At 59.8% G+C, this 12,570-nt stretch carries 12 protein-coding genes; 2 read left to right on the forward strand and 10 right to left on the reverse strand.

All coding sequences use genetic code 11. The features are described 5' to 3' along the window. Nucleotides 1–10: 10 nt before the first annotated feature. The 10 genes from ACODTD_RS27890 to ACODTD_RS27935 form a co-directional block, all read right to left on the reverse strand. The gene (locus ACODTD_RS27890) at nt 11–1,972 is read right to left on the reverse strand and encodes a DUF7844 domain-containing protein (protein WP_108558948.1); all 1,962 of its coding nucleotides are present in this window, start codon (nt 1,970–1,972) and stop codon (nt 11–13) included. Beyond that, nucleotides 1,969–2,289, reverse strand: a complete 321-nt coding sequence (locus tag ACODTD_RS27895; protein WP_011331826.1) for a DUF2388 domain-containing protein — start codon at nt 2,287–2,289, stop codon at nt 1,969–1,971. The genes ACODTD_RS27890 and ACODTD_RS27895 overlap by 4 nt, the downstream gene beginning before the upstream one ends. A 27-nt stretch (nt 2,290–2,316) precedes the next feature. Continuing rightward, nucleotides 2,317–2,625 (reverse strand): DUF2388 domain-containing protein, encoded by a 309-nt coding sequence (locus tag ACODTD_RS27900; RefSeq protein ID WP_011331827.1) that lies wholly within the window; start codon nt 2,623–2,625, stop codon nt 2,317–2,319. Nucleotides 2,626–2,732: 107 nt separating this feature from the next. Further along, nucleotides 2,733–3,050 (reverse strand): DUF2388 domain-containing protein, encoded by a 318-nt coding sequence (locus ACODTD_RS27905; RefSeq protein WP_007953908.1) that lies wholly within the window; start codon nt 3,048–3,050, stop codon nt 2,733–2,735. Between the two features lie 333 nt (nt 3,051–3,383). Beyond that, nucleotides 3,384–3,599: a DUF1127 domain-containing protein gene (locus ACODTD_RS27910; RefSeq protein ID WP_007911656.1), complete on the reverse strand. Its 216-nt coding sequence runs from the start codon at nt 3,597–3,599 to the stop codon at nt 3,384–3,386. A gap of 321 nt (nt 3,600–3,920) precedes the next feature. Beyond that, nucleotides 3,921–5,414, reverse strand: a complete 1,494-nt coding sequence (gene scpC / locus ACODTD_RS27915; RefSeq protein WP_201819604.1) for a succinyl-CoA:acetate CoA-transferase ScpC — start codon at nt 5,412–5,414, stop codon at nt 3,921–3,923. 214 nt (nt 5,415–5,628) lie between these two features. Next, nucleotides 5,629–7,062 (reverse strand): NAD(P)(+) transhydrogenase (Re/Si-specific) subunit beta, encoded by a 1,434-nt coding sequence (locus ACODTD_RS27920; protein ID WP_489105411.1) that lies wholly within the window; start codon nt 7,060–7,062, stop codon nt 5,629–5,631. After that, entirely contained in the window at nt 7,062–7,382 is a 321-nt protein-coding gene (locus ACODTD_RS27925; RefSeq protein WP_003220416.1) for an NAD(P) transhydrogenase subunit alpha part 2, read from the reverse strand. The genes ACODTD_RS27920 and ACODTD_RS27925 overlap by 1 nt, the downstream gene beginning before the upstream one ends. Before the next feature lie 15 nt (nt 7,383–7,397). Further along, nucleotides 7,398–8,519, reverse strand: a complete 1,122-nt coding sequence (locus ACODTD_RS27930; RefSeq protein WP_011331831.1) for a Re/Si-specific NAD(P)(+) transhydrogenase subunit alpha — start codon at nt 8,517–8,519, stop codon at nt 7,398–7,400. Between the two features lie 434 nt (nt 8,520–8,953). Further along, nucleotides 8,954–9,853 (reverse strand): LysR family transcriptional regulator, encoded by a 900-nt coding sequence (locus ACODTD_RS27935; protein ID WP_011331833.1) that lies wholly within the window; start codon nt 9,851–9,853, stop codon nt 8,954–8,956. A 158-nt stretch (nt 9,854–10,011) separates the two neighbouring features. On the opposite strand from ACODTD_RS27935, the gene ACODTD_RS27940 reads away from it, so the two are divergent. Both ACODTD_RS27940 and ACODTD_RS27945 read left to right on the forward strand, forming a co-directional pair. Then, the gene (locus tag ACODTD_RS27940; RefSeq protein WP_011331834.1) at nt 10,012–11,193 is read left to right on the forward strand and encodes an acyl-CoA dehydrogenase; all 1,182 of its coding nucleotides are present in this window, start codon (nt 10,012–10,014) and stop codon (nt 11,191–11,193) included. 13 nt (nt 11,194–11,206) lie between these two features. After that, nucleotides 11,207–12,427 (forward strand): CaiB/BaiF CoA transferase family protein, encoded by a 1,221-nt coding sequence (locus ACODTD_RS27945; protein ID WP_489105412.1) that lies wholly within the window; start codon nt 11,207–11,209, stop codon nt 12,425–12,427. Nucleotides 12,428–12,570 lie beyond the last annotated feature (143 nt).

Here is a 12,570-nt window from a genome sequence, read left to right on the forward strand (position 1 = left end):
CCGTTGTTTTTCAGGGCAACTCCAGTCCGCCCGAGGCTTTGTGCAGTTTGCGCAGGTGCTCGCCGATCTGCTTTACGTTGGCCTCGCTGGCCGCAATCTCGGCCGCTCGTTTGGGCTCCAGCAGTGCGCGCACTTCTTTATCCAGATCGCCGGTCAGGGCCAGCAACTGTTTCTGACGCTGGCTGCTTTCCGCTTCAAGCCTGCTGAACTCGCTCGGTTGAGGCAGGCCATAACCTCGGGAGTCGAGCAGTTCTGCCGGTCGGCTGAGGAAGCCGCTGTTGGCGAGGATCTGCTGCAAGGTCGCGTTGGCCTTGTCCATGCCACCGTTCTCCAGCTCCCGGGCGCCGAGGTAGCGTTGCTTGACCTCATCCTGAGCCAGCAACAGTTGGCGGCGGAAACTGGCTTGCTCCAGCAATAGCAGCGCGGCGCTGGTGCGCAGGTCAGCCCGTTCGAACCATGGGCGACGCTCTTCGGCGGACAGCGAAAGCCATTCTTCAACGGTTGTCTGCTTGATCGGCAATTGCTTCTTCAACACATCGAACATCGCCTGATAACGATCACGGAACGAGTCGAAGCGATAACCCAGGCGCAACGCCTCTTTCGGATCATCGAGCACGCTGGTGTCAGCCAGGCCTCGGCCCTTCAGCACTTCCAGCAAACCGTTGGGCATGATGCTGTCGAGGCCGGTGAGCCGGGCGTTGTTGCTGCCGCTGCGTAGCAGTTTCAGGCCTTCCACCGCGCAGTTGTTGGAGAGGAAGAAGTAATTGCCGTCGTAGCTCCAGTGCATTTCGGCGGCGTGTTCGACCACGCCCTCGATTTCGCTGCGCGAGAGATTCAGAGGCACCGACGCCAGGCTGCGCAGTTCGGTCTTGGTGTATTCGTCGATCACCTGCGCCAGCGGCAACACAAATAGACGCGACGGGTATTTACCGACCAGCCCGTCCCAGCTCGACAGCTGTACGTCACCGACGAAGGCGCGGTATGACAGCACCAGATGCTGGTCCAGATCCAGTCGGCAGTCAGGCCCACGTGGCCGCCCCGGTGCGCAGATCACCAGACGCAACATGCTGTGGCCCCAACGACTGACCCAGTTCTGGTTGGCTTCGGCCAACAGGTAATCCACCGCGTACACGCGTTCCGGATCGACCTGACCCAGGGGCTGTTTGGCAAAGTCGTTGCCGGCATTGAGGAAGGCGAAAGTTTTAGCGCATTCATCCTTTGCCGGGGGTGCCCAGCCGAAGTGCTGCTGGTAATAGCGATACAACGCCGGGCGGCGGCAGGCGTAGCTCGGGTCGAGGAGGAAATACTCCATGTTGACCGCGACAAACTCCTTCGGGCTGGAGATTTCGTAGAGGTCGGGGCTGCGAGCGATCTGCCGGTTGTGCTGTTCACGTTCGCCACGACGGCCAACGTATTGCTGCCAGCCGGCGAGATCGAGCAGGCGTGGATCATCGCTGAGGGTGAAGCGGCGACCGTTCTGGCCGCGGCACTCATCGGGAATGCCGATCAGCCCGGCGCTGTTGTTGCGGCGGGTACAGCGCTGGATCAGCGTGCGTTCGGCCGCCGGCCACAAGCGCGCGCGATCGTAAATGTGGGTGATTTCGTGCAGCACCGTGGCCAGCAGTTCCCGGCGTACAGTGCCGTGGGGGCGATTGGTTTTTTGAGTGGCCGCGCTGCCATCGGTGAGGCTGGCGAGCAGTTTGCGGTTCAGGTCCAGCTCGGAGACGAGCGTCGCCTGACCATAGGCGTTGCCGGGCATGTCGTCGGTCCAGCCGACATCGATGCGCCGGTCCAGGCGTTCGATGAAGCTCGGCGGCAATGCCTGCATGGCTTCATCGAGCAGCGCCTGGCTGGCCTGTTGTTGGGCGGGGCTCAAGCCATCGGTCTTGAGCCGCAATTGCAGGCCGGCGTGGGCGCTGTTGCCAAGCAGCAACAACGCCCCGGCCAGCAGCCAGGCGCCGAGTGACCTCACAGTGCGAGGATGGCTTCGGCGAGTACCTGATCACTGGCGTCGCGGGCTTCCGGTACGCGGGTGCGCAAGGTATTGAAGGCCGCTTCCAGGTTTGCACCACGGATATCACCGTCGCTGGCCACGAAACTGGCAGCGTCGTCGTGGGCTTCGCGGATGATTTTCGAATCGCGAATCGACGTAGTGGTGTCGGAAGTGAAATCGATGGTGCGCTGGGAGGCGCGGACGATGATGTTACTGGTGGCTACCAGGGTGTGCGCCTGGGCCATATCGGCCAACAACAGCAGGCCAAGGGTGGCAGCAATCAGCGGGCTACGCATGGAACGACTCCGAAAGGACAGGGATGACTATTGGACGAGAATTGCCTGTGCCAGTTCAAGGTCGCTGACATGAAGTTTTGGCCGGCTCTTGCGCAGGTAATGCAGGGCGGATTCGAGCTGTGCGCCGCGCATCTGGCCGTCACTGGCAACGAACGCTGCGGCATCGTCGTGCGCGGCGACGATCAGTTTACGGTCGAACGGCGCGGAAGACACCATGCCGGTGGCCCAGACGCTGACAACGGTGTTCTGCGTGGACACATCGAAGGCGTCTGCCAGAGGAACCCAGCAGGCGGTGATCAGTACAGAGGGGATAAGCAGATTTGTAAGAAAACGCATGAGACTCGGCAGTTGTTGGCGAGTCCCAAGGCTAGCGCAATGCCCGGACTAGAGCCAGCGCCGAAGCATCGGGACACGACCGGCGTGCCCCGCGATGTTTCTGTCGCTTAGATCGTCAGGATGGCTTGGGCCAACTGTGCGTCGGTCGCGTTCAGTTGCGGAGCCTGATGACGGATGTGATCCAGAGCGCTCTCCAGTTTCACGCCACGGATTTCGCCTTCGCTGGCTACGAAGCTGGCAGCGTCGTCACGGGCAGCGAGCACGATCTTGTCGTCACGGAAGGACGAGGTGACATCGGAAGTGGCATCGGAAGAGGACTTCAGCGCGCCAACCACGGCGTCGGTGGTCACGATGAAGCTGGTGGCGCTGGCGTTGGCAGCGACGGCCAGCAGGGCTGCGGCGCTGAGCAGACGAAGACGGGACATGGGAGAACTCCTGTGGATAAACCGTATTGAGAGGTGGCTCGGTGTCTGAAGGTCAGACGCCAGTCGCACAGCATTCGCCACGTTCTGCATGGATCTTAGGCCTCCGTGGGGAATCCGCACAGTGGTCAGGATGCTGGCCTGAACACATTTTGCGTAACTGTACTTGTTATTAATCTATTTTTAGGAAACTGTACCTGTCTGGTGTTTCGGGCTGGATATTCAGATTTTTCTGCCCTGAAACGACAAGACCCGTCGCGGTTTCCCGCGACGGGTCTTGTGTGTTCAATTCGGGTTGCTGGCGGTGGGTCTAGCGACCAGAGCCAGCGACGCTGATTAGCGCCAGAACGGCTTGCTCAGCTCTTCGTAGCGTTGTGCTTCGCTGATACCGGCATCGGCCAGCAGACGCGAATCCAGGCGAGCCAGTTGGTGGCGGCTGGAGATGCGGCGCTGCCACAGCATCAGATTGGCGATTACGCGCAGAGGCAGGGAAGCCTGGGTGTTTACAGCTTTGTCTTCGAAGAACAGTTCGGAACTGAGTGTACGTTCCATGGTTGACATCCTTCCGCTTGTGGCGGGATTAGGTAGTGGTTTAACTGGTGCCCATGATCCTCTCGTTTGGCCAGACTCTCTAGATACAGTTCACCTGTATTGTGAGTGACCAGTTAACTGTTTATAGGGGGTGTACGGGTCAAAATTGCGCAAACTGTACCTGTCTGCGCTTATTTGGTGCATTTTTACCCAGTTCGATGATTCGAGTAGGTAAAAGCCGTAGGAAACGACCGGTACAGCAGTACAGTTTTTGACGGCTGCGGCGGTTTTCAAAATTCCGCTGACGAAACTGTGTTTGCGCCAGCGGAAAATCTGTGCGGATTACACCGCCAGCATGCGTCCGGTTTCTTCCAGATTGATGTGCCAGCTCAGGGCGTCACGCAGGATGTGCGGGGTGTGGCCGCCGATCGCACAGGCTTTTTCGAAGTAATCGTTCAGCGCCGGGCGGTAATCCGGGTGCACGCAATTATCGATGATGACCCGGGCGCGTTCCCGTGGCGCCAGGCCGCGCAGGTCGGCCAGGCCCACCTCGGTCACCAGGATGTCGACGTCATGCTCGGTGTGGTCGACGTGGCTGACCATCGGCACCACGCTGGAAATCGCGCCGCCCTTGGCGATCGACTTGGTCACGAACACCGCCAGGTGTGCGTTGCGCGCGAAGTCGCCCGAGCCGCCGATGCCGTTCATCATCCGCGTGCCGCAGACGTGGGTGGAGTTGACGTTGCCATAGATGTCGAACTCAAGGGCCGTGTTGATGCCGATGATACCCAGGCGTCGCACCACTTCAGGGTGGTTGGAGATTTCCTGGGGACGCAGTACCAGCTTGTCCTTGTACTTCTCCAGATTGCCGAACACGTCGCTGTTGCGCCGCTCCGAAAGGGTGATCGAACTGCCCGAGGCGAAGCTCAGTTTGCCCGCATCAATCAGGTCGAAGGTCGAGTCCTGCAGCACTTCGGAATACATGGTCAGTTCTTCGAACGGCGAATCGATCAGGCCGCACATCACCGCGTTGGCAATGTTGCCGATCCCGGCCTGCAGTGGGCCGAGCTTGTTGGTCATGCGCCCGGCATCGACTTCCTGCTTGAGGAAGGTGATCAGGTGATCGGCGATGGCTTTGGTATCGACATCCGGCGATGACACGGTGGACGGCGAGTCCGACTGCTGGGTAATGACGATGGCGACGATTTTCTCCGGCGGGATCGGGATCGCGGTGCTGCCGATGCGATCGTCGACTTTTACCAGCGGGATCGGGGTGCGGGTCGGACGATAGGTTGGAATATAGATGTCATGCAGACCTTCCAGGTTAGCGTTGTGCGCCAGGTTGATCTCGACGATCACGTGTTTGGCGAAGATCGCGAAGCTCGCCGAGTTGCCCACCGAAGTGGTCGGCACGATATGGCCCTGTTCGGTGATGGCCACGGCCTCGATCACGGCGATGTCTGGCAGTTTCAGTTGCTGGTTGCGCAGTTGCTCGACGGTTTCCGACAGGTGCTGGTCGATGAACATCACTTCGCCGGCGTTGATCGCCTTGCGCAGGGTGCTGTCGACCTGGAACGGCATGCGCCGGGACAGGACGCCGGCCTCGGTCAGTTGCTTGTCGAGATCGTTGCCCAGGCTGGCGCCAGTCATCAGGCTGATCTTCAGCGGCGTGACCTTGGCTCGCTCGGCCAGCGCATGGGGCACGGCCTTGGCTTCGCCAGCGCGGGTGAAGCCGCTCATGCCGACGGTCATGCCGTCCTCAATCAGCGCAGCGGCGTCGGCGGCGCTCATCACTTTATCCAACAACGAAGGCAGGCGAATACGGTCACGGTACATGGATTATTTTCTCGGGCAGCGAGTAGCAGGATGCGCAGTCTAGTGAATTTCGCGAGCGCCTGTCCCGCTACCAAGGTCGCAAACGAGGCGTCTATTTAGCGGGTTTCAAGTAAAACACCGTTACTGGATCTGCAACAACGCGGCAAATTGTCCGACGGTTTGCGCAAACAAAAACGCCCCGACAAGTCGGGGCGTTCGGTGTTGCCGGCGAGGGTTACTCGACCGCTTTGACCATGTCTTCGATGACTTTTTTCGCGTCGCCGAACACCATCATGGTCTTGTCCAGATAGAACAGTTCGTTGTCCAGGCCGGCATAGCCGCTGGCCATCGAGCGCTTGTTGACGATGATGGTCTTGGCCTTGAACGCTTCGAGGATCGGCATGCCGGCAATCGGCGATTTCGGATCGTTCTTGGCGGCCGGGTTGACCACGTCGTTGGCGCCGAGCACCAGCACCACGTCGGCCTGGCCGAACTCGGAGTTGATGTCTTCCATTTCGAACACCTGGTCGTACGGCACTTCGGCCTCGGCCAACAGTACGTTCATGTGGCCAGGCATCCGACCGGCCACCGGGTGGATCGCGTACTTCACGGTCACGCCGTGGTGGGTCAGCTTCTCGGTCAGCTCTTTCAGGGCATGCTGCGCGCGAGCCACCGCCAGGCCGTAACCCGGAACGATGATCACGGTGTCAGCGTTGGTCAGCAGGAAAGTCGCGTCGTCAGCCGAACCGGATTTCACCGGACGGGCTTCTTTCTCGCCGGCAGGACCGGCGTCTGCTGTATTGCCGAAACCGCCGAGCAGTACATTAAAGAAGGAACGGTTCATCGCCTTGCACATGATGTACGAGAGGATCGCACCGCTGGAGCCCACCAGGGAGCCGGCAATGATCAGCATCGAGTTGTTCAGCGAGAAGCCGATCCCCGCCGCTGCCCAGCCGGAATAGCTGTTGAGCATCGACACCACCACCGGCATGTCGGCGCCGCCGATCGTGATGATGATCAGCACGCCCATGACGAACGCCAGGGCCAGCATCAGTGCGAACGCGGCGAGGTTGCCGGTCAGCATGAAAGTGACGCCGAGGATCAGCGTCGCCAGACCCAGTACCGCGTTCAGCTTGTGCTGACCGCTGAACTGTACCGGTGCACCCTGGAACAGACGGAACTTGTACTTGCCCGACAGCTTGCCGAAAGCGATCACCGAACCGGAGAAGGTGATTGCACCGATGGCTGCGCCGAGGAACAGCTCCAGACGGTTACCCGCCGGGATCGAGTCGCCCAGTTGCTTGACGATGCCCAGCGACTGCGGCTCGACCACGGCCGCAATGGCGATGAACACCGCTGCCAGGCCGATCATGCTGTGCATGAACGCAACCAGTTCCGGCATCTTGGTCATTTCAACGCGCTTGGCCATGATCGAACCGGCGGTGCCGCCGATCAGCAGGCCGACGATTACATAACCGATGCCTGCGGTCGCCAGCTCAGCGCCCAGCTTATAGATGAGGCCGATCGTGGTGATGATTGCCAGCGCCATGCCGAGCATGCCGAACAGGTTGCCGCGGCGCGACGTGGTCGGGTGCGACAGGCCTTTGAGGGCCTGGATGAAGCAGATCGATGCGATCAGGTAGAGCGTCGTGACGAGGTTCATGCTCATTACTTAGGCGCCTCTTCTTTTGCTTTCGGGGCTTTCTTCTTGAACATCTCAAGCATGCGGCGGGTGACCAGGAAGCCACCGAACACATTGACCGCGGCCAGTGCCACGGCGAGGGTGCCCATGGTCTTGCCCAGCGGGGTGACGGTCAGTGCAGCCGCGAGCATGGCGCCGACGATCACGATCGCCGAAATGGCGTTGGTTACTGCCATCAGCGGCGTGTGCAGCGCGGGTGTAACGTTCCAGACCACGTGGTAACCGACATAAATCGCCAGCACGAAGATGATCAGGTTGTAGATACCGGGGGAGATAAGCTCTTCCATCGTCTGAATCCCTGCTTAGGCGTTTTTGCGGATGACTTGGCCGTCGCGGCACATCAGGCACGCGGCGACGATATCGTCTTCGAGGTTTACTTCGAACTGGCCTTCTTTGGTGAAGACCAGCTTCAGGAAGTCCAGCAGGTTGCGTGCATACAGCGCCGAGGCGTCTGCGGCGACTTCACCGGCGAGGTTGGTCGGGCCGACGATGGTCACGCCGTTCTCGATCACGACCTGATCGGCCACGGTCAGCGGGCAGTTGCCACCCTGGGCTGCAGCGAGGTCGATGACCACCGAGCCGGGTTTCATCTGCGCCACGGTGTCCGCGCTCAACAGCGTCGGTGCCTTGCGGCCCGGTATCAGTGCGGTGGTGATGACGATGTCAGCCTGCTTGGCGCGCTCGTGCACGGCTTGGGCCTGACGCTGCATCCAGCTCGCCGGCATCGGGCGTGCGTAACCGCCGACGCCGACCGCGCATTCGCGTTCTTCATCGGTTTCGTAAGGCACGTCGACGAACTTGGCGCCGAGGGATTCGATCTGTTCCTTCACGGCCGGACGTACGTCGGACGCTTCGATGACGGCACCCAGACGTTTCGCCGTGGCAATCGCCTGCAACCCGGCCACACCAGCCCCCAGAATCAGCACGCGCGCCGCTTTCACGGTGCCCGCAGCAGTCATCAGCATCGGCATGAAGCGCGGATAGTAATGAGCGGCCAGCAGCACGGCCTTATAGCCGGCAATGTTCGCCTGGGATGACAGCACGTCGAGGCTCTGGGCCCGGGAGGTACGTGGCGCCGCTTCCAGGGCAAACGCGGTAATCCCGCACTCGGCCATCTTTGCGATGGTGTCGTTGTTGAATGGGTTGAGCATGCCCACCAGCACCGTTCCGCGCTTGATCAGCGTCAGTTCGGCATCGCTTGGCGCGACCACTTTGAGAATCAGCTCGGCGCCAAACGCGTCATTGGCACTGCCAATGGTTGCGCCTGCCGCTTCATAGGCACTGTCGACAACGCTGGCTTTAACGCCGGCGCCGGTTTGCACAGTGACCTTATGACCTTGGCTGATCAGCTTTTTAATGGTTTCCGGGGTTGCAGCAACCCGTGTTTCACCGGTCTGGGTTTCGAGAGGAACACCAATGTGCACGTCAAATCTCCTGCGTGATCTTATTGAGTAAACCCATGCACTACGGATGGTGCGACTGGGGCGGCCGATCAGCACGATCCCGCCAAATCAGGGCGGGGCGCGGCATTTTGCAGGCGAAGTTTATGCCCTTCAAGGGATTATGACGGGTGACGGAAAATTAACTACAAGTCATCCCGTGACCGAATGTCGCAGATGGCCAGTTGAATCCCTTGCAGGCCGTGCCTTTCAAGGAGTCTGGATGAATTTGAAGATTTTTCTCATCGGTGACGTGAATAGGCCGCAATGAGTCGCGAATGAGGGCGCAAAGCCACGTCGGCAGGCGCTTGTGGGACGTCTGTACGACTTTCGGATACAGTCTGTCTATTTGCGACAAATAGTTATATCTGTAGGGCTTTGGATTTCCTGACTACGGGGTTAGCAATCGCTGTAGCCCTTTATTCTTCTAGGTTGTAGCTGTGTGCCTGGCTCACTAACCAATCGCGAAAAGCCTTGAGTGACGCTGATTCGACCTTTCGCTCCGGAATCATCAGGTAATACGCCTTGATGCTGGAGAGCGCGTTCGGGTTGGCAATCACCAGGCGTTTCTCGGCCAGTTCGCGCTGAATGAGGAATGGTGGGATCAGCGCGATGCCCATGTCGTGCATGGCGGCCTGGGCCAGCATGGAGAATAGCTCGTAGCGCGGACCTGTCATGTCGCGGGGAATGTTCAGGTGTTGCGAGTTGAACCACTGTCGCCAGGCGTACGGGCGTGTGGTTTGCTGGAGCAGCGGCAGATCGGCGATCTCATCGGGTGTCAGATGCGTCTTGTTGCCGAGCAGGGCAGGACTGCACACCGGCATCGGATTCTCGCCCATCAACCTGTGGGATTCGGTACCGGACCAGTCGGCGTCGCCGAAGTAGATCGCCGCGTCGAAATCGGTGTCGGCAAACAGGAACGGGCGCGTGCGGTTGGTCAGGTTGACTGTCACCTCCGGATGCTTGAGCTGGAAGTCCTTCAGTCTTGGCAGCAGCCATTGCGTGCCGAAGGTGGGCACCACGGCGAGCTCGATCACATTGGTGCCTTGCTGACCCATCACCGACAGGGTGTCGCGCTCAACGGCGTCGAGTTGCGTGGCGACCCGACGACTGTAGGAAAGGCCCGCTTCTGTCAGCTTCACCCCGCGACGCGAGCGTCGGAACAGTTCGACGCTGAGGAAGTCCTCCAGGCTGGCAATCTGTCGGCAAATGGCGCCTTGAGTGAGGGAAAGTTCTTCGGCGGCCTTGGTAAAGCTCTCGTGACGGGCGGCGGCTTCGAAGCTGATCAGGGCGGTGGTGCTGGGTATCTTGCGGCGCATGTACGTCAACCTCACTAATACATCGCTCAATCGGCATTTCGCGACGTTTCGGAGTGAGAAATTAGCACAACAGGATGCGAAAACCTCGTTTGCCGGGATGGCGAAGCGGGCCTAGGATCAATGCCACGTTAATTCACCCGATTTGCGAGGACTCACTCATGGGCGGCAAAGCTAGCTTCAACTGGATCGATCCCCTGCTGCTGGATCAACAGCTGACTGAAGAAGAACGCATGATCCGCGACACTGCCGAGCAATTCGCCCAGCAGAGCCTCGCGCCGCGCGTTCTCGAAGCCTTCCGCCATGAGAAGACCGATCCGGCGATCTTCCGTGAGATGGGTGAGGTCGGCCTGTTGGGCGCGACCATCCCCGAGCAGTACGGTGGCAGCGGCCTCAACTACGTCAGCTATGGCCTGATTGCCCGTGAAGTCGAGCGTGTCGACTCTGGCTACCGTTCGATGATGAGCGTGCAGTCTTCGCTGGTGATGGTGCCGATCAACGAATTCGGTACTGAAGCACAGAAGCAGAAGTACCTGCCGAAGCTGGCGTCCGGCGAGTGGATCGGCTGCTTCGGTCTGACCGAGCCGAACCACGGTTCCGACCCGGGCGCGATGATTACGCGTGCACGCAAAGTCGACGGCGGCTACAGCCTGACCGGTGCCAAGATGTGGATCACCAACAGCCCGATCGCCGATGTGTTCGTGGTCTGGGCCAAGGACGATGCCGGCGACATCCGTGGTTTCGTACTGGAGAAGGGCTGGAAAGGCCTGAGTGCCCCGGCGATTCACGGCAAGGTCGGCCTGCGGGCTTCGATCACCGGCGAAATTGTCATGGACAATGTGTTCGTGCCGGAAGAGAACATCTTCCCGGATGTGCGTGGACTGAAAGGTCCGTTCACCTGCCTCAACTCCGCACGTTATGGCATCTCCTGGGGGGCGCTGGGTGCTGCCGAGTTCTGCTGGCACACCGCTCGCCAGTACACCCTGGATCGTCAGCAGTTCGGTCGTCCGTTGGCTGCCACTCAGTTGATCCAGAAGAAGCTGGCTGACATGCAGACCGAGATCACTTTGGCACTGCAAGGCTGTCTGCGTCTGGGTCGCATGAAGGACGAAGGCACTGCTGCGGTTGAAATCACATCCATCATGAAGCGCAACTCTTGCGGCAAGTCTCTCGAGATCGCCCGCATGGCGCGTGACATGTTGGGCGGCAACGGGATCTCTGATGAGTTCGGTGTGGCCCGTCACCTGGTCAACCTGGAAGTGGTGAATACCTATGAAGGTACTCACGACGTTCACGCGCTGATCCTCGGTCGTGCGCAGACCGGCCTGCAGGCGTTCTATTAACAGGAGAGCGACCATGGGCGCGCTGTCGTATCTACGGGTACTGGATTTATCGCGAGTGCTGGCCGGCCCATGGGCTGGTCAGATTCTGGCTGATCTTGGGGCGGAAGTGATCAAGGTCGAGCGCCCGGGTAATGGTGACGACACTCGCGCCTGGGGGCCGCCCTTCCTTAAAGACGCCTATGGCGAGAACACCAGCGAGGCGGCTTACTACTTGTCGGCCAACCGCAACAAGCAATCGGTGACGATCGACTTCACGCGTCCCGAAGGTCAGAAGCTGGTTCGGGAGCTGGCAGCCAAGTCCGACATCCTGATCGAGAACTTCAAGGTGGGTGGCCTGGCGGCTTACGGCCTGGATTACGAGTCGCTGAAGGCAATCAATCCAGATCTGATCTATTGCTCGATCACCGGTTTCGGTCAAACCGGACCGTATGCCAAGCGTGCGGGTTATGACTTCATGATTCAGGGTCTCGGCGGGCTCATGAGTCTGACCGGGCGACCCGAGGGTGATGAGGGGGCCGGGCCGGTGAAAGTGGGTGTGGCGCTGACCGATATCCTGACGGGCCTGTATTCGACCGTGGCGATCCTGGCGGCGCTGGCTCATCGTGATCACGATGGCGGTGGGCAACATATCGACATGGCGCTGCTGGATGTACAGGTGGCATGTCTGGCCAACCAGGCGATGAATTACCTGACGACGGGCACTGCGCCGAAGCGGCTGGGGAATGCGCATCCGAACATCGTGCCGTATCAGGATTTTCCTACGGCTGACGGCGACTTCATTCTCACGGTGGGCAACGACGGGCAGTTCCGTAAATTTGCCGAAGTGGCGGGGCAGCCGCAGTGGGCGGACGATCCGCGTTTTGCGACTAATAAGCTGCGAGTGGCGAACCGGGCTGTTCTAATTCCGTTGATCCGTCAGGCAACAGTCTTCAAGACGACCGCTGAGTGGGTGGCTCAGCTGGAGCAGGCGGGTGTACCGTGTGGACCGATCAATGATCTGTCACAGGTGTTCGAGGATCCACAGGTGAAGTCTCGCGGGTTGGCGATTGAGCTGCCTCACGCGCTGGCGGGGATGGTGCCGCAGGTGGCCAGTCCGATTAGGTTGTCGCGGACGCCTGTTGAGTATCGCCATGCGCCTCCTTTGTTGGGCGAGCATACGTTGGAGGTTTTGCAGCGGGTGCTGGGTCTTGGAGCTGGAGCAGTGGCTGCGATGAAAGAGGATGGAGTGCTCTGAAAGTTCTCTCTATAAAGAAGGGGTGCTGAATCCTTCTTTTATATAGAGGGTCTTGAGTGTTTTTTGGCCTGTCCGCAACTTATTGAAAGAAAAGCGAAATTAAGGGTTGACGGCAGATTCTGAGTCTCTATAATTCGCCCCAC

This window comes from Pseudomonas sp. FG35 (assembly GCF_057809295.1).